13 protein-coding genes and 1 tRNA gene are annotated in these 19,415 nt (G+C 64.9%); 10 read left to right on the forward strand and 4 right to left on the reverse strand.

Going from position 1 to position 19,415, the window contains the following annotated elements; translation table 11 throughout:
- Window positions 1–22 precede the first annotated feature (22 nt).
- Both ACVIJ6_RS29190 and ACVIJ6_RS29195 read left to right on the forward strand, forming a co-directional pair.
- Complete coding sequence (locus ACVIJ6_RS29190) at window positions 23–496, forward strand: hypothetical protein (protein WP_456775543.1); 474 nt, start codon at window positions 23–25, stop codon at window positions 494–496.
- Between the two features lie 187 nt (window positions 497–683).
- Window positions 684–902, forward strand: a complete 219-nt coding sequence (locus ACVIJ6_RS29195; RefSeq protein WP_172236430.1) for a hypothetical protein — start codon at window positions 684–686, stop codon at window positions 900–902.
- Between the two features lie 60 nt (window positions 903–962).
- Here ACVIJ6_RS29195 and ACVIJ6_RS29200 read toward each other — a convergent pair whose 3' ends face one another.
- Window positions 963–1,124: a hypothetical protein gene (locus ACVIJ6_RS29200; RefSeq protein WP_456775544.1), complete on the reverse strand. Its 162-nt coding sequence runs from the start codon at window positions 1,122–1,124 to the stop codon at window positions 963–965.
- 748 nt (window positions 1,125–1,872) lie between these two features.
- Here ACVIJ6_RS29200 and ACVIJ6_RS29205 point away from each other — a divergent pair.
- On the forward strand, window positions 1,873–3,063 hold the full coding sequence (locus tag ACVIJ6_RS29205; protein ID WP_456777106.1) for an acyltransferase family protein: 1,191 nt from the start codon (window positions 1,873–1,875) through the stop codon (window positions 3,061–3,063).
- Between the two features lie 17 nt (window positions 3,064–3,080).
- On the opposite strand, the gene ACVIJ6_RS29210 is transcribed toward ACVIJ6_RS29205, so the two are convergent.
- Both ACVIJ6_RS29210 and ACVIJ6_RS29215 read right to left on the reverse strand, forming a co-directional pair.
- On the reverse strand, window positions 3,081–3,998 hold the full coding sequence (locus ACVIJ6_RS29210; protein ID WP_456775545.1) for a class I SAM-dependent methyltransferase: 918 nt from the start codon (window positions 3,996–3,998) through the stop codon (window positions 3,081–3,083).
- A gap of 739 nt (window positions 3,999–4,737) precedes the next feature.
- A tRNA-Arg gene (locus tag ACVIJ6_RS29215) sits at window positions 4,738–4,814 on the reverse strand.
- A 420-nt stretch (window positions 4,815–5,234) separates the two neighbouring features.
- On the opposite strand from ACVIJ6_RS29215, the gene ACVIJ6_RS29220 reads away from it, so the two are divergent.
- The 6 genes from ACVIJ6_RS29220 (at window position 5,235) to ACVIJ6_RS29245 (ending at window position 16,598) form a co-directional block, all read left to right on the forward strand.
- A complete protein-coding gene (locus tag ACVIJ6_RS29220) occupies window positions 5,235–10,466 on the forward strand; it encodes an alpha-2-macroglobulin family protein (RefSeq protein ID WP_456775546.1) in 5,232 nt (1,743 codons plus the stop codon).
- Window positions 10,463–12,742, forward strand: a complete 2,280-nt coding sequence (gene pbpC, locus ACVIJ6_RS29225; protein WP_456775547.1) for a penicillin-binding protein 1C — start codon at window positions 10,463–10,465, stop codon at window positions 12,740–12,742. The genes ACVIJ6_RS29220 and pbpC overlap by 4 nt, the downstream gene beginning before the upstream one ends.
- Before the next feature lie 51 nt (window positions 12,743–12,793).
- A complete protein-coding gene (locus ACVIJ6_RS29230; protein ID WP_456775548.1) occupies window positions 12,794–14,536 on the forward strand; it encodes an ArnT family glycosyltransferase in 1,743 nt (580 codons plus the stop codon).
- The gene (locus tag ACVIJ6_RS29235) at window positions 14,537–15,328 is read left to right on the forward strand and encodes a phosphatase PAP2 family protein (protein WP_456775549.1); all 792 of its coding nucleotides are present in this window, start codon (window positions 14,537–14,539) and stop codon (window positions 15,326–15,328) included. It abuts the gene before it with no gap.
- A 194-nt stretch (window positions 15,329–15,522) separates the two neighbouring features.
- Window positions 15,523–16,260, forward strand: a complete 738-nt coding sequence (locus tag ACVIJ6_RS29240) for a glycosyltransferase family 2 protein (RefSeq protein ID WP_456775550.1) — start codon at window positions 15,523–15,525, stop codon at window positions 16,258–16,260.
- Window positions 16,260–16,598, forward strand: a complete 339-nt coding sequence (locus tag ACVIJ6_RS29245; RefSeq protein ID WP_456775551.1) for a lipid-A-disaccharide synthase N-terminal domain-containing protein — start codon at window positions 16,260–16,262, stop codon at window positions 16,596–16,598. The genes ACVIJ6_RS29240 and ACVIJ6_RS29245 overlap by 1 nt, the downstream gene beginning before the upstream one ends.
- 273 nt (window positions 16,599–16,871) lie before the next feature.
- Here the strand turns inward: ACVIJ6_RS29245 and metC are convergent, their stop codons facing one another.
- Window positions 16,872–18,065, reverse strand: coding sequence for a cystathionine beta-lyase (metC, locus tag ACVIJ6_RS29250; protein WP_456775552.1), 1,194 nt, complete (start codon window positions 18,063–18,065; stop codon window positions 16,872–16,874).
- Between the two features lie 316 nt (window positions 18,066–18,381).
- Between metC and ACVIJ6_RS29255 the strand changes: the two genes are divergently transcribed.
- On the forward strand, window positions 18,382–19,398 hold the full coding sequence (locus ACVIJ6_RS29255; RefSeq protein WP_012043997.1) for an amino acid ABC transporter substrate-binding protein: 1,017 nt from the start codon (window positions 18,382–18,384) through the stop codon (window positions 19,396–19,398).
- Window positions 19,399–19,415 lie beyond the last annotated feature (17 nt).

Here is a 19,415-nt window from a genome sequence, read left to right on the forward strand (position 1 = left end):
GATGCCGTTCAGGACGACAGACATGCATGTGATGATCAAGGCGCTGACAATTGTTGCGGCGGTCGCGAGCTGCAGCGCGCGCGTCGGCGCCGAGCCGGTGCGCTGGACGGTTTACCGGATTCCGGAGACCGGCACCTCGGTGGATATTCCCACCTCGATCTTCAGCGAGACGGCGGGCCGCCCGGACGGATACGGCCAGCGATTTCAAACCGGCGATGGCCGTGCCAGCCTGACCGTCCAGTCGGTGGCCCGGGGCGGGCGCGAAACGCCGGCCGAGTTCCTTGCCAAGAAGAATCCGCCGTCGAACATCCAGTACAAGCGGATCACGCGGCGGTTCTTCGCGGTCTCCAGCACCAAGGGAGACTATGTCTGGTACAACAGGTGCAACTTCACGGCCGCCCATGTGCATTGTGTCCTGATCAATTACCCCCGGGCCTGGGAGCGTGCTTGGGACAGTCTCGTTACCCGCATCAGCCTGTCGTTGAACCGCGGTTAGGGCGGTCGACAGCCGCCGCCAGGCTGCAGTGCGGCGTAGCCCGGGGGCTCGCGACAGAACCCCGCCAGGCGGGCTTGGCCGAAACCGGATCGGCGGAGCCGGTGGTTTGATCCAGCTCAATGCCGCGCTTGGACCTGTCCGCGTAGGTTTTGCGGATCGATTGTCATTCGCAAGCGGACTCGCGGCAATGGGCGTCATGCCATTCACCGTCAGGGCGGAAAGCGCCAATGCCGTCGCGACGCTGCGCTGTCGCAGCGCGCAGGACGCGCTGCTGACGGCCCATGTCTATCTGCGCCTCGGTGCCGCGCTCGTCAGCATCCGCACCCCGAGCGGCGAGATCATGAGCGCCGACAAGCTCGATGCGCTTGTGAACCGTGAGCGTGCCCGGGCCTCGCTGGCGGATTGATCGGCGGCGGGGCGCGCAAGCCGGCCCCGGGTCACCGCGGCGGGACACCAGACAGGCGTCTCAGGACGCTTCGCCCTCCATGCCGCGATCCTGCGGCGACGGTTGCCTGCACGAGCGCTCGATGTAGGGACCGTAAAGGACGTCCTGGCGACGCTGGTAGATGGTGACGCTGGTGGCAGTGGCGATGCAACAAATTGCGGTCAAAACAGCCAATTCAAACATGCGACGACTCCGTGCCCCCGAGGTGGCGGATGGAGCCGAAAACGTCAAATGGAAGCCGCCGTTAAGCTGAAGAGGCAAGCTTAACGCGCCAGCCGTGGGGCGTCGCCGGTCATTCCGCCACGCTCTGGCTGGCGGAGACGAGCTCGGGAAACATGGCCTGGCAGCTCAGACAATAGGACTCGAAAATGAAATTCATCAATGCCGACATGGGTCGCTCCCGTTGGACGATCTGACCGGTCGAAACGTGCCGGAGCTCTGTTTCAGGACGTTGTCGTGGGGCCGGGAAAATGGTTTCGCCCGCGCGACACTTGCCAGCCCGGGCCGGCGGGTGCGTCCTTCGCATTCCCGGATGAGTCTATTGCATCCCCGGAGCCCGCACCCCAGGCGGTCTGCGCTCAATGGGGGAAGCCTTGTACTGGCCTATGGCCGTCGAAGCGCGGCGAAAAGTCGTGCCGACGATCCTACCATGGTAGGGCACCAACTGATCGGGCTGCGTGATCGTCGCCTGGCGTAGATGCGTTTCGGTGAGAAGATCGGCTGCTAATATTCTCCATAGCCATTGTCCCCAACTGTCGCTGTAGTTGATAAGATTTGGCTTGCGCGCGGTTAGGTTAGAGCTCAGAGTTGACCGAGCTGATTGCATCAATGCGGTGGAGCTATTGGCTTCGCGTAGCATTGTGAATTTTTGTCGAAATTGAGTTTGCTGAGCGGTCCGCATGGGGCGCGGAAGATTGATCGATTGGAGCGCGTGCTGGGCTTGGCTGCGTTGCGGGACGGTTATCAGATGATGCCACGAAGGTTTGTGGCTATTGATAGCCTACGTGGCATTTGCGCGATCATCGTCGCGGCCTACCATTTTAGCTCGAACTCGAGTCTGGCCGCGCTTCCCTTCATCAAGAACGGATTTCTGTTTGTTGATTTCTTTTTTGTGCTGAGCGGATTCGTAATCGCCTCGAGCTATGGCGACAAGCTGCGGGCAGGTTTCCCGATTCCGCAGTTCATGTTTCTGCGGTTGGGACGGCTGTATCCGCTGCATCTGTTCGTCATTTGCCTCTACCTTCCGATCGCGGCGATGGGCGGCTATTCCTGGTCTGGCTTTTGGATCACGGCGGCATTGCTGCAAGCATTCTCGGACGGCAACCTGGGAAACTGGAATCCACCGAGCTGGAGTATCTCGGCCGAGGTTTGGACCTATCTGGTGTTCGCTCTCGTGTGCAGAGTCTCGGGCAACTTATTCTACTGTCTTCTTGCTCTCCCGATTGTGATCGTGCCCCCGATGCTTCTGGCGGTCAGCGATCGATATCTGGACGTCTGCTTCGAAGGCGCACTGTTGCGTTGCCTCTTTGGTTTCTCGATGGGAGCCTTGGCGTTCGAGTTCTGGCGGCGCCGCGAGGGACGTGTGATGTCGTTCAGAACGTCGACGCTGACCGAGTTTGCCGTCGTAGCTGCCTCACTCCTGATCGTCGCTGTTGCGGGAGCTGGCCCGGTTTCTTTTCTGTGTCCGCCAATGTTTGTGGTCGCAATTCTTGTGTTCGCTCGCGAAGGCGGTGCGATCAGTGCGACCTTGAAGTATCGCAGCATTGCGCTGATTGGCGCGTTGTCCTACTCGATTTACATGACGCATATGTTTGTACAGGCGAGGCTTTTGAATGCGATCGGCTTTCTTGCCAAGCATATGTGGTTGCCGATTTCGAAGGAAGCCGGGGGCGCTCAGACCATTTCGAGCCAGATCCCTTTGGCCGCGGACGCCATGGTCATCATGATGATCGCGATCGTGATCGGTTTCGCCTATCTCACGTTCAACCTGATCGAGGAACCGTTTCGTCGATGGTCTCGGTCTGTCAACTTCTCCACTCCGGCAAGAGCCGTTGGCGACGAGCGTCAGTGCGACTTCAGTCACCCGCCAGCGCATCGAGGCGACGTTTCACCCGGGCTCTGATTGCCGCCAGCACGACGTTAAGGTCTCGCCGCGTGAATTCGGATAGAGTCGAACTTCAAAGAATCGCGGAGAAGCCCGCTCGATATCAGGAGAGGCCATCCGGATAATTTTGAGCCGACCTTGGTCCTCCATTCAGGCAAAAATTGCCTCGTGAATCCGACGTATCGAACGTGCGTCACTTCGAGCCCGCAACGCTCCAGCAGTCGGCGCAGCGAGGTCTCTGTGAAGAACGAAAGATGTCTCGGTATGTCGGTCCATGGCCATCTTTCCTTGAACCATTTAAAGGCGAGTGCGGTGCTGTTTGGGACCTCTATGACCAGCGTGCCGTCGTCCGCCAACAACTGCTTGACCCCTTCAATGACTTTCACGGGGTCGCTGCAATGTTCGAGCGAGTGCATGAGCGATACGACGTCGAAGGGGCCGATGGATGGCAGATCCTCGGCGATGCCTGCATATACGCTTCCGTGGGCCTTCGCTTGCCGTCGTGCAAGAGGATCTGGCTCGATGCCAGACGTTTCATAGCCGGCTTCTCGGAAGCGTCGCATGTCATCGCCGTTGCCGCAGCCGATATCGCAGAAGGTCATGCCTTGCGGCACCTCGGTCGGACTGAAGTGCCGGCCATTGTCGAGCAACCAAGCCGCATGGATTAGAGCCCGCTCAGATAGGGAGGGCGCCCGGTTCTCCTTCTGTTTAACGCTGTGAGTATAGTAGTCGTCAGAGTAGAAGGTAGCGACTCGGTCTTGCGGGAAATCTCCAGCCAGCCGACCGAAATCGCACTCGTGACACCAATACAGCTCGAACCATTCTTCGTGAGCTGGAGCGGAAAACAGAAAAGCCATCTCAGATCCGCAGATCAGGCAGCGGGCCTCCGCTGGATTGTGGCGTGCTGCGGGTGGCGTCGTCTGCTGAGCGAATTGGCGGTCCTTAATCAGCATCTGGGGTCTCGTCGTAAACAAGCGGGTGTTGAAGAATTCGCCGGCCACAGAACCTGTTCTATGGTCCAATAAAAAGGGATGGGAGCGGCAGGAGCGGAATCCGGCGCGCCACGCTAGTGTTGTGTCGACCTACAGTGTCTCCCCTGTATTGACTGTGGGCTGGAAGAAGCCGCGAGCCATTGCTGCCGGGAGGCGAGAGAAGGCTTTGTGGTAAAACCATCTGGCTCACAACGCGGCGAGCGGAAATTGTTGTAGCCGGTACTATCGAGTGAGTACGCGAGATTGCGCAGCGGAAACGGAACAAGAAAACATGTTCATCAGAGCCCCGCGTCGATCAGACTTATTTCACGCTGGCTGTATGTGCGATGTCAACGGGCGTTTCGCGCGGCAACGAACATCGGCCTGCTAATAAATGTTCAAAAGTAGAAATCTGAATGGCTTAACAGGCGCGGTTCAGAATTGTTGGTGCACGGATGGCCCGCCGATTTTTGATGAACTCCCACTTCGATAAAGGTGTGTTGAAAGCGGACGGTCGCGAATCACTTCCCAGCTTGCTCCGTCGGCTTCGAACTCTTGCGAGGGGAGAACTGCTCTGCGAAGGCGAGCTGCTTCGATCGGGCGCAACGAACGGCGGTAGCTGTGATCTCTGCCCCGATGATGAACCCAGACCGCTCGGGACGGGCCGTCGAAGACGAGGAGGGTCCATGGCTCCAGGCGTCTTCGCTGCCATCGGCCGTGGTGGCGATCCCAGCAGGACTCGAACCTGCAACCCGCGGAGTAGAAATCCGCTACTCTATCCAGTTGAGCTATGGGACCGTGGTCACGGGGTGAAAGCCGCGGGCGGGGGCCCGGCTGGCTGGTCATCCATAGCATGGTCATATGAAAAATCTTCGGTTTCGCCAAGCCCGGCCGAACCGGAACCGGGGACCGGACGACCAAGCGGAGGCGGAGGAGGGGCAAAAGACCCGATCCTCGGGTCTGCAGCGCCGGATGAACGGCCGCCGCGGGCCTCGGCCGTATGCTGTGTCCGGTGAACATGCCCTGTGAATTGCCGCTGAGTCCAAGACTGGCCCGCCGCCGCAGGAGCGGAGGGGGGTTTTGGCGGCCGGCCGCGAGTCCTGCGCATGCAACCTCTGCCATCAGCCTGTCACCATTTCGCGTCCATTCTCGCCACGAATCGGCCAAACACGGGGATCGTCTGATGTGCCCCGTAGAGCCGCCCCAAGGAGTTGTCCCATGATCGGTCTGGTTCGCGCCGCTGCCGTCTGCGCCATCATGGCGCTCGGCCTCGTGTCCGCCGGTTCTGCCGCTGCTGCCGCCGACAAGGCGTTCAAGCGCGACGATCTGGCGGACGCCGCCATCAAGCTCGAGGCCCAGATCAAGACCGAGGCGGGGGCGGTGAACAAGCCGCTGCCGACCTTGCGCACCGATGCCGACGCGGCGCTACGGCGCAACGACCTGCGCACCGGCCTGCAGATCCTCGGGCAGATCGCGACCGCGGCGCCGGAGGATTCCGGCAATTGGCTGCGGCTGGCTCGGACGGTGCTGAACCAGATCAAGCCGATCAATTCCTCGGAGCAGACCTTCCTGCTGGAGCGCGCCTCGACGGCGGCCTATATCGCCTATCAGCGCGCCGGCAATGCCGGCGAGGAGGCCGATGCGCTCGCCGTGCTTGGCAAGACCATGGCCGAACGCAAGCTGTGGCGGCCGGCGCTCGATACGCTCAGAATGTCGCTGGAATTGCGCGAGGTCGCCGACGTCCGCGGGCAGTATGAACGGATGCGCGACGAGCACGGCTTCAAGCTGCTCGACTACACCGTCGACTCGGACTCGGCGAGCCCGCGCGCCTGCTTCCAGTTCTCCGAGGACCTCGCCAAGCGCACCGATTTCTCGCCCTTCGTGGCGCAGGCCGGCACCGACAAGCCGGCGCTGACGTCGGAGGACAAGCAGCTCTGCGTCGAGGGCCTCAAGCACGGCGAGCGCTACAACATCAATCTGCGCGCCGGGCTGCCCTCGGGCGTCAAGGAGAGTCTGCCTAAATCGGCCGAGTTCAACATCTATGTCCGCGACCGCAAGCCGTTCGTGCGCTTCACCGGCAAGGCCTATGTGCTGCCACGCACCGGGCAGAAGGGCATCCCGCTGGTCAGCGTGAACACGCCCGCGGTCACCGTCAAGGTGTTCCGGATCGGCGACCGCAACCTGATCAACACGGTCATCGATAGCGATTTCCAGCGTCCGCTGTCGAGCTACCAGCTGACAGACCTCGGCAACGAGCGCGGCTTGAAGGTGTGGAGCGGCGAGCTCGCGACCGCGATGACCCTGAATCAGGACGTGACGACCGCCTTCCCGGTCGACCAGGCGATCAGCGACATGCAGCCCGGCGTCTATGTGATGACCGCCGCGCCCAAGGGCCCGGCCAGCGGCGGCAGCGACGAGGACAGCGGCCAGCTCGCGACGCAATGGTTCATTGTCTCCGATCTCGGCGTCGCTGCGTTCTCCGGCAATGACGGCATCCACGTCTTCGTCAATTCGCTGGCGTCGACCGATCCGGTGGCGCGCGCCGAGGTGCGGCTGGTGGCGCGCAACAACGAGATCCTGGCGACGCGCAAGACCGACGAGGCCGGCCATGTGCTGTTCGAGGCCGGGCTGGCGCGCGGCGAGGGCGGGCTGTCGCCGGCGATGCTGACGGTATCCGGCGAGAAGACCGACTACGCCTTCCTCAGCCTGAAAACGTCCGCCTTCGACCTGTCCGATCGCGGCGTCGCCGGGCGCGAGGCGCCGGCCGGGCCGGATGCCTTCGTGTATTCCGAGCGCGGCGTCTACCGCTCCAACGAGACGGTCTATCTCACCGCGCTGCTGCGCGACGGCAAGGGCAACGCCATGACCGGCACGCCGCTGACGCTGGTCGTCGAGCGTCCCGATGGCGTCGAGTTCCGCCGCGCCGTGGTGCCGGACCAGGGCGCCGGCGGCCGGTCGTTGAGCGTGGCGCTGAACGCGGCGGTGCCGACCGGGACCTATCGCGTGCGCGCCTTCACCGACCCCAAGGGGGCGGCGGTCGGCGAGACCACCTTCATGGTCGAGGACTACGTCCCGGAGCGGCTGGAATTCGACCTGTCGTCCAAGGACAAGCAGATCAAGGCTGACGCGCCGGTGGAGGTGAAGGTCGACGGCCATTTCCTGTATGGCGCGCCGGCGTCCGGCCTGCAGCTCGAGGGCGACCTACTGGTCACCACCGCCTCGGAGCGGCCGGGCTTTGCGGGCTATCAGTTCGGCGTCGCCGACGAGGAGAGCGCCTCCAACGAGCGAACGCCGATCGAGGGGCTGCCCGAGACCGACGACAAGGGCATGGCGACCTTCCCGGTCAGCCTGCCCAAGCCGCCGTCGTCGAGCCGGCCGCAGGAGGCGCAGATCTTCGTGCGCATGGCCGAGACCGGCGGCCGCGCTGTCGAGCGCAAGCTGGTGCTGCCGGTGGCGCCCAAGGCGGCGCAGATCGGCATCAAGCCGTCCTTCTCGGGAAAAAGCGTCGGCGAGGGCGAGAAGGCCGAGTTCGACGTCGTGTTCGTGTCGCCGGAGGGCAAGACGCTGGCGCGCAACGGCCTGCGCTATGAGCTGCTGAAGATCGAGTCGCGCTATCAATGGTACCGGCAGAATTCCTATTGGGAGTATGAGCCGGTGAAGTCGACGCGCCGCGTCGGCGATGGCGACGTCACGATCGCAGCCAACAAACCGGCGCGGCTGAGCTTCCAGCCTGAGGCCGGGCGCTACCGGCTCGACGTCAAATCGGCCGATCCCGATGGGCCGGTGACCTCGCTGCAGTTCGATGTCGGCTGGTACACCGACGGCAGCGCCGACACGCCGGACCTCCTGGAGACCTCGCTCGACAAGCCGCAATATCAGTCGGGCGACACCATGGTGGTGACGGTCAATGCGCGGACCGCCGGCAAGCTCACGGTCAACGTGCTCGGCGACCGGCTGCTGACGACGCAGACCTCCGAGGTCAAGGAAGGCACCAACCAGGTCAAGCTCGCGGTCGGCAAGGACTGGGGCACCGGCGCCTATGTCGTGACGACGCTCCGCCGTCCGCTCGATGCGGCCGCGCAGCGCATGCCGGGCCGTGCGCTCGGCGTGGCCTGGTTCGGCATCGACAAATCCGTGCGCACGCTCAACGTGGCGCTGACGCCGCCGGCGCTGGTGCGCCCGGGCTCCAGCTTGAAGATCCCGGTCAAGATCGGCGGACTCAATCCCGGCGAGGACGCCAAGATCGTGATCGCGGCGGTCGATGTCGGCATCCTCAATCTCACCAACTACAAGCCGCCGGCGCCGGACGATTATTATCTCGGTCAACGCCAGCTCTCGGCCGAGATCCGCGACCTCTATGGCCAGCTGATCGACGGCATGCAGGGCACGCGCGGCCAGATCCGCTCCGGCGGTGATGGCGGCGGCGCCGAGCTGCAGGGCTCGCCGCCGACGCAGAAGCCGCTGGCGCTGTATTCGGGCATCGTCACCGTCGGGCCCGAGGGCACCGCGGAGGTCGCTTTCGACATTCCCGAGTTCGCCGGCACGGCGCGGGTGATGGCGGTGGCGTGGAGCGCGACCAAGCTCGGCCGCGCGACCGTCGACGTCACCGTGCGCGATCCCGTGGTGCTGACCGCGACCCTGCCGCGCTTCCTGCTCTCGGGCGACCGCGGCACGCTGTCCTTCGATGTCGACAATGTCGAGGGCGCGCCCGGCGACTATGTCGTGGCCGTCAAGGCGAGCGGACCGGTCAAGGTGTCCGGCAATACCAGTGTGACGCTCAAGCTCGCCGCCAAGCAGCGAATGTCGTCGACCCTGCCGCTCGATGCATCAGGCACCGGCCAGGCGCAGCTCGATGTCGACATCAAGGGGCCGAACGGGCTGAGCCTGGTGCGGCACTATCAGCTCGACGTCAAGCCGGCGACGCAGGTGCTGGCGCGGCGCTCGATCCGGACGCTGGCCAGGGGCGAGAGCCTGACGCTGACGTCGGACATGTTCAGCGATCTCGTGGCGGGCACCGGCACGGTGTCGCTGTCGGCGGGGCTGTCGACCGCGCTCGACGCGGCGACCATCCTCAAGGCGCTCGACCGCTATCCGCATGGCTGCTCGGAGCAGATCACCAGCCGCGCAATGCCGCTGCTCTATGTCAACGAGCTCGCGGCCGGCGCGCATCTCGCGATGGATACCGAGGTCGACCAGCGCATCCGCGACTCGATCGACCGGCTCCTGGCGCGTCAAGGATCCAACGGCTCGTTCGGCCTGTGGTCGGCCGGCGGCGACGATACCTGGCTCGATGCCTATGTGACGGACTTCCTGACCCGCGCCCGCGAAAAGGGCTTTGCGGTGCCGGACGTGCTGTTCAAGAGCGCGCTTGACCGCGTCAGGAACGCGGTGGTCAATGCCGAGGAGCCGGAGAAGACCGGCGGCCGTGATCTCGCTTATGGCCTCTACGTGCTGGCGCGCAACGGCGCGGCGCCGATCGGCGACCTGCGCTATCTCGCAGACACCAAGCTCGGCAACCTCGCGACCCCGATCGCCAAGGCGCAGCTCGCAGCGGCGCTGGCGCTGGTCGGCGACCGCGCCCGCGCCGAGCGGGTCTATGCCGCGGCGGCCGACAGCCTCGCGCCAAAACCGGTGCTGGTGTTCGGCCGCACCGACTACGGCTCCGACCTGCGTGACGCCGCCGCGCTGGTGTCGCTGGCGGGCGAGGGCAATGCGCCGCGCGCCACGCTCACCCAGGCGGTGGCCCGCGTCGAAGCCGCCCGCGGGCTGACGCCCTACACCTCGACGCAGGAGAATGCGTGGATGGTGCTGGCGGCACGCGCGCTCGCCAAGGAGACGCTGACGCTGGATGTCAACGGCCAGGCGGTGAAGCAGGCGATGTACCGCAGCTACAAGGCGGCGGAACTCACCGGCCAGCCGCTGAAGATCACCAACACCGGCGACGCGCCGGTGCAGGCGGTAGTCTCGGTGTCCGGCTCGCCGCTGACACCGGAGCCGGCGGCGTCGAACGGCTTCAAGATCGAGCGCGGTTACTACACGCTCGACGGCAAGCCTGTGGACATCAAGACGGTGAAGCAGAACGATCGCTTCGCGGTCGTGCTGAAGGTCACCGAGGCCAAGCCGGAATATGGGCACATCATGGTGTCCGACTATCTGCCGGCGGGGCTGGAGATCGACAATCCGCATCTGGTGTCGTCGGGCGACAGCGGCACCTTGGACTGGATCGAGGACGGCCAGGAACCCGTGAACACTGAGTTCCGCGACGACCGCTTCACCGCCGCGCTCGACCGCACCGCGGACGCCAAGGCGGTGTTCACCGTGGCCTATGTCGTGCGCGCGGTGTCGCCGGGCAAATATGTGCTGCCGCAGGCCTATGTCGAGGACATGTACAACCCCTCGCGCTATGGCCGGACGGGCACGGGCTCGGTGGAGGTCCGCGCGGCAAAATGAGCGAGGGCGGGACCAGCGGTGATGGACGGATGACGGAGCCACACATTCCGTCATGCCAGGGCTTGACCCGCCTGCGCGGCCGAAGCCGCTTCGGCGCGGCGAAGGCCTGGGCATCCACGCAGTCTCCGAGTCCTGGGAAAGACGTGGATGGCCGGGACAGGCCCGGCCATGACGGGAGGAGATGGCGTGGCGTCAAGCGGCTGGCGATGCTCGCGCTCGCATCCATTGCGGTCGTCGCCCTCGCACTCACCGTCTACACCATCTCCCTCGGTCCGCTGCCGCTGCAGGACGCCAAGGCGCTCTCCACCACCGTGGTCGATCGCCACGGCAAGCTGCTGCGCGCCTATGCGATGGCGGATGGGCGCTGGCGGTTGCCGGTCAGCGCGAAGAAGGACGTCGACCCGACCTATCTGAAGCTGTTGTTCGCCTATGAGGACCAACGCTTCCATGATCACCACGGCGTCGATCCGCGCGCGTTGGCGCGGGCGGCGATTCAATTCGGTTCACACGGCCATATCGTGTCCGGCGGCTCGACCATCACGATGCAGCTGGCGCGGTTGCTGGAGCCGCGGCGGCAGCGTTCGCTGCACGCCAAGCTCCGGCAGATCGTGCGCGCGCTCGAGCTCGAGCGGAAGCTGAGCAAGGACGAGATCCTCGATCTGTATCTCACTCTCGCGCCCTATGGCGGCAATCTCGAGGGCATCCGCGCCGCCTCGATCGCCTATTTCGGCAAGGAGCCGAAGCGGCTGTCGCTGGCCGAGGCCGCGCTCCTGGTCGCGCTGCCGCAGTCGCCGGAGACGCGCCGGCTCGATCGCCATCCGGAGGCAGCGCGCCGCGGCCGCGACCGCGTGCTCGATCGCATGGTGTCGGAGAACGTCATCTCCGCCGAGGACGCCGCGCAGGCGAAGGCGCAACCGGTGCCGGCCTTCCGCAAGCCGATGCCGATCCTGGCGCCGCATGCCGCCGACCAAGCCATGGCGGTCGTGAAGGACCAGCCGATCATCCGGCTGACATTGGACGCATCGCTGCAGAAGGTGCTGGAGCCGCTGGCGCGCGACCGCGCTGCCGCGCTGGGACCGAACATCTCGGTCGGCATCATCGTGATCGACAATGACAGCGGCGACGTGCTCGCCCATGTCGGCTCTGCGGATTATTTCGACGAGCGGCGGGCAGGGCAGGTCGACATGACGCGCGCGGTGCGCTCGCCCGGCTCGACCCTGAAGCCGTTCATCTATGGCCTGGCCTTCGAGGACGGCTTCGTGCATCCGGAGAGCCTGATCGAGGACCGCCCGGTGCGCTTCGGCTCCTACGCGCCGGAGAATTTCGACATGACGTTCCAGGGCACGGTGCCGGTGCGCAAGGCGCTGCAGCTGTCGCTGAACGTGCCGGCGATCGTGCTGCTCGACCGCGTCGGCGCCAGCCGGCTGTCGTCGCGGCTGAAGCAGGCCGGCGGCAATCTGGTGCTGCCGAAGGACGAGGCGCCCGGTCTGGCGATGGGGCTCGGCGGGGTCGGCGTGACCCTGCAGGACCTCGCGCAGCTCTATGCCGGGTTTCCGCGACTCGGCACCACCAGGCCGCTGCGCGAGATCCTGCCGGCTGAGGGCCTGACGGCCGAGGACACCGACACCAGGGAGCCGATGCGGCTGATGGATCCGGCGGCCGCCTGGCAGGTCGGAAACGTGCTGCTCGGAACGCCGCCGCCGGAAAATGCCGCACGTAACCGCATCGCCTTCAAGACCGGCACCAGCTACGGCTATCGCGACGCCTGGTCCGTGGGCTTCGACGGCCGCATGACCATCGGCGTCTGGGTCGGCCGTCCCGACGGCGCGCCGGTTCCGGGCCTGATCGGCCGTGTCGCCGCGGCGCCGATCCTGTTCGACGCCTTCGCACGAAGCGGCAAGCTGCCGGCGGCCCTGCCCAAACCGCCCAAGGGGGCGCTTATTGCCGGCAATTCAAAGTTGCCACTGCCGCTGCGCCGGTTCCGTCCGATCGGCGAGCTGCTACGGACCGGCGCCGAGCAGGCGCCGCACATCCAGTTCCCGCTGAATGGCTCGCGCATCGATGTCGACCGCGCCGCGGGGCCGGAGGCCGCCGTGATGCCGGTGAAGGTCTCCGGCGGCGTGTTGCCGCTGACCATGCTGGTCAACGGCCTGCCGGTCGGCGAGATCGACAGCCGGCGCCAGCGCCTGATCGATCCGCCCGGGCCGGGCTTTGCCCGCCTGACCGTCATCGACGCCACGGGCGCGGCGGACACAGTTGTGGTCAGAATCCAATGACCGTTCGCTAAGCGGTTGTCGGCATGGTGGTTTCGGCGTATTCGGAACCCCATGGTTGAGACCTTTGCCCGCCCCCGTTTTGGAGAGCCGCGCGAGCCGAAGAACCTGGTGAATCCGGGCAATCGGCTGGTGCGGATGATCGATGCCGTCACCGTCAGCCACGCCAGGGCTGTTGCGTTCTTGCTCGTCTGCGGGCTGCTGCTGTTTCTGCCGGGATTCTTCACGATTCCGCCTGTTGACCGCGACGAGGCGCGCTTCGCGCAGGCGACCAAGCAGATGGTCGAGAGCGGCGATTATGTCGACATCCGCTTCCAGGACGATGTGCGCTACAAGAAGCCGGTCGGCATCTACTGGTTGCAGTCGGCTGCGGTTGAAGCAGCATCTGCGATCGGACTGCCGCGGGCACAGCTGCGCATCTGGGTGTATCGCATTCCCTCGCTGATCGGCGCGATCGGCGCGGTGCTGCTGACCTATTGGACGGCGCTCGCGTTTGTCACGCGGCGTGGCGCGGTGTTCGCGGCGCTGTTGATGTGTTGCTCGGTGTTGCTCGGCGCTGAGGCGCGGCTCGCCAAGACCGATGCCATGCTGCTGTTCACGGTGGTGGCCGCGATGGGCGCGCTTGCCCGTGTCTATCTGTCCTGGCAGCGCGGCGAGGATCCCGAGCATCCCCCCTGGGGGCCGCCGGCGATCTTCTGGACGGCGCTGGCCGGAGGCATCCTGATCAAGGGGCCGCTGATCCTGATGTTTGCCGGCCTCACGATCATTGCTCTCGCTATCATGGATCGCGGCGCGGCGTGGCTGTGGCGTCTGCGGCTCGTCTGGGGGCTGATGTGGATGCTCGTGCTGGTGCTGCCCTGGTTCGTGCTGATCTTCCTGCGCGCCGGAGACACCTTCTTCGCCGACTCCGTCGGCGGCGACATGTTGAGCAAGATCGGTGCCCAGGAGTCGCATGGCGCGCCGCCGGGCCTCTATCTGCTGCTGCTGTTCATCACCTTCTGGCCCGGCGCCCCGCTGGCGGCGATGGCCGCGCCTGCGGTGTGGCGGGCGCGGCGCGAGCCGGGCGCGCAGTTCCTGCTGGCCTGGCTGCTGCCGTCCTGGATCGTGTTCGAGGCCGTCCTGACCAAGCTGCCGCATTACGTGCTGCCGCTCTATCCGGCGATCGCGATCCTCACCGTCGGCGCCCTGGAGCGGAGGGTGTTGTCCCGCTCCTGGCTGCGCCGCGGCGCCGCCTGGTGGTTTGCCATTCCCGCCATCACCTCGGTGGTCGCCGTGATCGGCGCCATCATCGTCACGCACCAGCCGGTGTTCCTGGCCTGGCCGTTCGTGGCCGCATCGCTGATCTTCGGCCTGTTCGCCTGGTGGCTGTATGACGACGGTCGGGCCGAGCGCTCGCTGCTGAATGCCGCGGTCGCGGCGATGTTCCTGGCCTTCGTGGTCTACGGCGCGGTGCTGCCCGCGCTGACGCCGCTGTTCCCGAGCGCGGAGATTGCGCGCGCGCTGCGCAACGTCGTCTGTGTCGGCCCGAAGGCCGCGGCGGCCGGCTTCCACGAGCCGAGCCTGGTGTTCATGACGGGAACCTCGACCCAGCTGACCGACGGCTCAGGCGCTGCCGATTTCCTGAGCCAGGGCACCTGTCGCTTCGCGCTGGTCGAGCAGCGGACCGAACGCGCCTTCGTGCAGCGGGCCGAGGCGATCGGGCTGCGCTACAACGTGGCCAAGCGCATCGACGGCTACAACATCTCGCAGGGGCGACCGGTCTCGATCGCGATCTTCCGCTCGGAAGGCACCGAATAGATGTCGGCGCCCGGCACTCCTTCGCCTTCATCAACCTATCTGTCGCAGCTCGCGCTGGTCGGAAAGTTCTCGCTCGGCCGGCTCGTCCGTCGTCCACAAGCCGTGCCCGATGTGACGAGCCGGCAGCGTCTGTCGCGCCAGCTTCTCCTCGTCGCAGGCATTGGCGTCGGTGCGATCCTCGTGCTGATGTTCGCCTTCGATGCCTATGAGATCGGGCTTATGCCCGCGCGCGGCACGCCGAGCCTGTGGCCGGTCCGCATCCTCACCGATTTCGGCCAAGATGAATATGTGCTGGCTCTGTTGGCGGTCGGTGTCGTCGTGACGATCCTGATCGCGCCGCTTTGGCCCGAGGCCACGCGCAGCCGCCTGCTCAATTTCGCAACCCATGTTCAGTACCTGTTTTTCGCCGTGCTGAGTTCGGTGCTTGCGGCCCAGGCCTTGAAATACGTCATCGGGCGCGGTCGTCCGTTCGTCGGCGGCAAGGCGAACGCCTTCAACTTCGAGCCGTTCAACGGCACGCCGGCTTATTTCAGCATGCCCTCGGCGCATGCCGTCACCGCTTTCGCGCTGGCTTTCGCGGTGGCTGCCGTCTGGCCGCGGCTGCGCGTTCCCATGTACATCTATGCGGTGGCGATCGCCGCGAGCCGGCTCGTCCTGCTTGCCCATCATCCGAGCGACGTGGTGGCCGGGGCCGTCGTCGGCCTGGTCTGCGCGATGCTGCTCCGCTACTCGTTCGCAGCCCGGCGGCTCGGCTTCCGCTTCGGCAAGGACGGCCGGATCCTACCGCGCTAGCGCAGGATCCGGAGAACTGGGCATCGGTTCTCCGAAAAGATCTTGCTCGAACAAAGGGCTGAGAGCATCAGGCAATTCCGCGGAAGCGCCTCTTGCGCCAAGGGGGTTGCGAGCCGGCCCCAAGCCCCATAATAAGCCTCCGCCGGAGCGCCCGGGCAGGAACCGGTCTGATCAAGCCATCACGAGTCCAAATTTTGTCGACCGAAACCCCCGTTGCCGTCTCCATCGTCGTTCCCGTGCGCAACGAGGCCGGCAACATCACGCCTCTGATCACCGAGATCGCGGCCGCGCTCGACGGTCTGTGGCCGTACGAGATCATCTACGTCAACGACGGCTCGACCGACGAGACCGCGCAGCGGCTCGCCGAGGAGATGGCGCGACGGCCGAACCTGCGCGTTTTGCGACACGAGACGTCGACGGGGCAATCCGCGGCGGTCCGCAGCGGAATCCGCGCCGCGCATGGTGCCATGGTGGCGACGCTGGATGGTGACGGCCAGAACGATCCCGCCTTCCTCCCGGACCTGATCGCCGCGCTCGAGAAGGGCGGCGCGCGGGTCGGTCTCGTCGCGGGGCAGCGGGTCGGCCGCAAGGATACCGGCTTCAAGAAGCTGCAGTCGCGGATCGCCAACAAGATCCGCAACGCGGTGCTGCATGACGGCACCCGCGACACCGGCTGCGGCCTCAAGGCCGTTCGCCGCGACGTGTTCCTGATGATGCCGTATTTCGATGGTCTGCACCGCTTCCTGCCGGCCCTGGTGCGGCGCGAGGGTTACGACATCGCCTATATCGACGTGATCGATCGTCCCCGGCATTCGGGCGTGTCGAATTACGGGTTCTTCGACCGGCTCTGGATCGGGATCATGGATCTCGCCGGCGTGTGGTGGCTGATCCGCCGCAAGAAGCCGACGCCGGTCGCGATCGAGGTGAAGTGATGCTGATTCAATTCGGGCAGGCGTTCAGCAATTATTTCTACGACATTTTCATTGCGAAGTTCGATTTCTGGCTGGTGTTCGGCCTCGCAGCTCAGCTCGCCTTCGCCGCGCGCTTCCTGGTCCAGTGGATCGCCAGCGAGCGCGCGGGCAAGAGCGTCGTGCCGCTCGCCTTCTGGTTTTTCTCGATCGGCGGCGGCCTGATGACGCTGATCTATGGCCTCGTCAAGCGCGAGCCGGTCATCATCTTCGGCCAGTTGCTGTCGAACATCATCTACGTCCGCAACGTCATGCTGATCTTCAAGAACCGCCAGCGCGAGTCGCAGACGCTGAGCAATTGATCGGGCCTGCGGGTTTCTCGATCTCACACTGCAAAAGCGCTTCTCGCACGGCAGATGATCGTTCGATCCACATCTCAGTGCATGTTCCCGACGTCTCCCTCGTCATGGGGACAAGCCCGGGCATGACGAGCAACTTCGTTTGCAGGCTGCGTCTGCCCGACGGCTCCCAGCCCGTGCGGGAGCGGCTGGGCCCGGAGACGCGGGCAGGGCGATGCTCGCCGTGCCGTCCGCCGCACACACGTGTCGCAACCTCGTCGGCCGCTGCCGACGTGGTCAGGCCGCGTTGAACGCGGCAAATCCGCGGTCGAGATCCGCCTTCAGATCCTCGACGTTCTCCAGGCCGATATGCAGGCGCAGCGTCGGGCCGCCGGGCGTCCAACTGGTGGCGGTGCGATAGCTCGTGCAGTCGAACGGGATCGCCAGACTCTCGAAGCCACCCCAGGAATAGCCCATGCCGAACAGCGTCAGCGTGTCGAGCATCGCATCAACTGCGGCTTGCGGCTTTGGTTGCAGCACGATGCTGAACAGGCCTGAAGCGCCGGTGAAGTTGCGCTTCCAGATCGCATGTCCCGGATGGCTCTCCAGCGCCGGATGCAGCACGTCGATCACCTCGGGACGCGCGGCGAGCCAGCGCGCCATCTCCAGGCCGGACCGATGATGCTGAGCCAGCCGCACGCCAAGCGTCCGTACGCCGCGCAACGCCAGGAACACATCGTCGGGGCCGGCACAGACGCCGAGCAGGCGGATGCCCTCGGCAATCAACGGCCAGGCCTTCTCGTTTGCCGAAATCGTTCCGAACATGATGTCGGAATGGCCACCGATATATTTGGTGGCCGCCTGCATGCTGATGTCGACGCCCTGCTCGAGCGAGCGGTGATAGAGCGGCGTGGCCCAGGTGTTGTCGTCGATGACGAGCGCGCCATGGGCGTGCGCCACGGCCGCGATCGCCGGGATGTCCGGCATCTCGAAGGACTGCGAGCCCGGGGCCTCGACGACGACTGCCCGTGTATTCGGTTTGAGCAGTTGCTTAATTCCTGAGCCGACAAGTGGGTCGAAATAAGTCGTCTCGACACCATAACGGGCCAGCATGCCGTTGCAGAAATTGCGGGTTGGACGGTAGATGCTGTCGCAGACAAGCACGTGGTCGCCGGCCTTGAGCACCGACAGCAGCGTCGTCGAGATCGCAGCAAGACCCGACGGCGCGATGCCGACGCCGGCGCATTGCGGGCCTTCGAGCTCCATCAGCACTTGCTGTAGCGCCTTGGTGGTGGGCGTTCCGTGGCGGCCATATTGGAATTCGCCGCGGTGCGCGTGCAGGTCGTCGGCTGTGGGGTAAAGAACGGTCGAGCCGTGGAAGACCGCAGGATTCACGAATCCATGCTGCGCCTTCGCGTCTCTGCCCGCCGTGATCAGCCGTGTTCCGACATTTTGTCGCACCGCCGCAGCGGGGTCGTTCTTCGATGCCATGTCGCGTGTCTGCTCTCATTTGAGCCTGCCGGAATCGTGAAAATCGGCCAGGACTGCGTTCGTTAATAACAGAATGCAGAACAGGGCCGTCAACCCCTTGACCCGGAGCGCCAGTCGTTCTGTGATGCTGGCGCTATTCGATCGCTGCACGTTGAGGGGCTTGCCGCGATGATCCGCTTAATTGGCCATGCACGACCTGGTTGTGCATGGTCTTCGCCATATTTTTGGTATGGCGTTTGCACTGGCGGATTCAGGTCGGCCCACCCACGCGCGGAGATTTCATCGATCCCCAAGGACGACCCGAAAGGCTGTGCTTATGAAACGCGTCACTCTGGCTCTTACTTTTGCTCTTGCCCCGATCCTGGCGAGCGTCGGCGCTCAGGCCGACACTCTCAAGACCGTCAAGGATCGCGGCATGCTCGCCTGCGGCGTCAGCCAGGGCCTTCCTGGCTTCTCGTCGCCGGACGACAAGGGCAATTGGACCGGGATCGACGTCGACGTCTGCCGCGCTGTCGCTGCCGCGATCTTCAACGATCCGACCAAGATCAAGTTCGTGCCGCTGTCCGCGAAGGACCGCTTTACCGCGCTGCAATCGGGCGAGATCGACGTGCTGTCCCGCAACACGACCTGGACCTTGTCGCGCGACACCTCGCTCGGGGCGAATTTCGCTGGCGTCACCTATTATGACGGCCAAGGCTTCATGGTGAAGAAGGCGCTGAAGGTCAATTCGGCGCTCGAGCTGAACAGCGCCTCTGTCTGCGTGCAGACCGGCACCACGACCGAACAGAACCTCGCCGACTACTTCAAGGCCAACAAGATGAAGTACGAGGTGATCGCGTTCGCCGGTGCCGACGAGACGGTGAAGGCTTATGAGTCCGGGCGCTGCGACGTGTACACGACGGACGTCTCGGGCCTCTATGCCGAGCGTTTGAAGCTTGCCAACCCGGCGGACCACGTCGTGTTGCCGGAGGTGATCTCGAAGGAGCCGCTCGGACCGATGGTCCGTCACGGTGACGATCAGTGGTTCGATATCGTCAAATGGACGTTGTTTGCGCTGGTCACCGCCGAGGAGCTCGGCGTCACGCAGGCGAACGTCGACGAGATGGCCAAGTCGGACAAGCCCGAGTTCAAGCGCGCCTTCGGCACCGATGGCAATCTCGGTGAGCAGCTCGGCCTCACCAAGGACTGGTTCTCCCGGATCGTGAAGGCGGTCGGCAATTATGGCGAGGTATACGAGCGCAATGTCGGAGCCGGCTCCAAGCTGCAGATCGCCCGCGGACTGAACCAGCTGTGGAACAAGGGCGGTCTGCAATACGCGCCGCCGATCCGCTGATCGTTCTACGATATCGG

The sequence above is a fragment of the Bradyrhizobium sp. USDA 4369 genome (assembly GCF_054056435.1).

Excerpts from the sequence above, each read along its gene's own strand:
- ACVIJ6_RS29190 (WP_456775543.1), top strand. The coding sequence starts at position 23 with ATGCATGTGATGATCAAGGCGCTGACAATTGTTGCGGCGGTCGCGAGC.
- ACVIJ6_RS29195 (WP_172236430.1), top strand. The coding sequence starts at position 684 with ATGGGCGTCATGCCATTCACCGTCAGGGCGGAAAGCGCCAATGCCGTC.
- ACVIJ6_RS29200 (WP_456775544.1), bottom strand. The coding sequence starts at position 1,124 with ATGTTTGAATTGGCTGTTTTGACCGCAATTTGTTGCATCGCCACTGCC.
- ACVIJ6_RS29210 (WP_456775545.1), bottom strand. The coding sequence starts at position 3,998 with ATGCTGATTAAGGACCGCCAATTCGCTCAGCAGACGACGCCACCCGCA.
- ACVIJ6_RS29220 (WP_456775546.1), top strand. The coding sequence starts at position 5,235 with ATGATCGGTCTGGTTCGCGCCGCTGCCGTCTGCGCCATCATGGCGCTC.
- pbpC (WP_456775547.1), top strand. The coding sequence starts at position 10,463 with ATGAGCGAGGGCGGGACCAGCGGTGATGGACGGATGACGGAGCCACAC.
- ACVIJ6_RS29230 (WP_456775548.1), top strand. The coding sequence starts at position 12,794 with ATGGTTGAGACCTTTGCCCGCCCCCGTTTTGGAGAGCCGCGCGAGCCG.
- ACVIJ6_RS29235 (WP_456775549.1), top strand. The coding sequence starts at position 14,537 with ATGTCGGCGCCCGGCACTCCTTCGCCTTCATCAACCTATCTGTCGCAG.
- ACVIJ6_RS29245 (WP_456775551.1), top strand. The coding sequence starts at position 16,260 with ATGCTGATTCAATTCGGGCAGGCGTTCAGCAATTATTTCTACGACATT.
- metC (WP_456775552.1), bottom strand. The coding sequence starts at position 18,065 with ATGGCATCGAAGAACGACCCCGCTGCGGCGGTGCGACAAAATGTCGGA.
- ACVIJ6_RS29255 (WP_012043997.1), top strand. The coding sequence starts at position 18,382 with ATGAAACGCGTCACTCTGGCTCTTACTTTTGCTCTTGCCCCGATCCTG.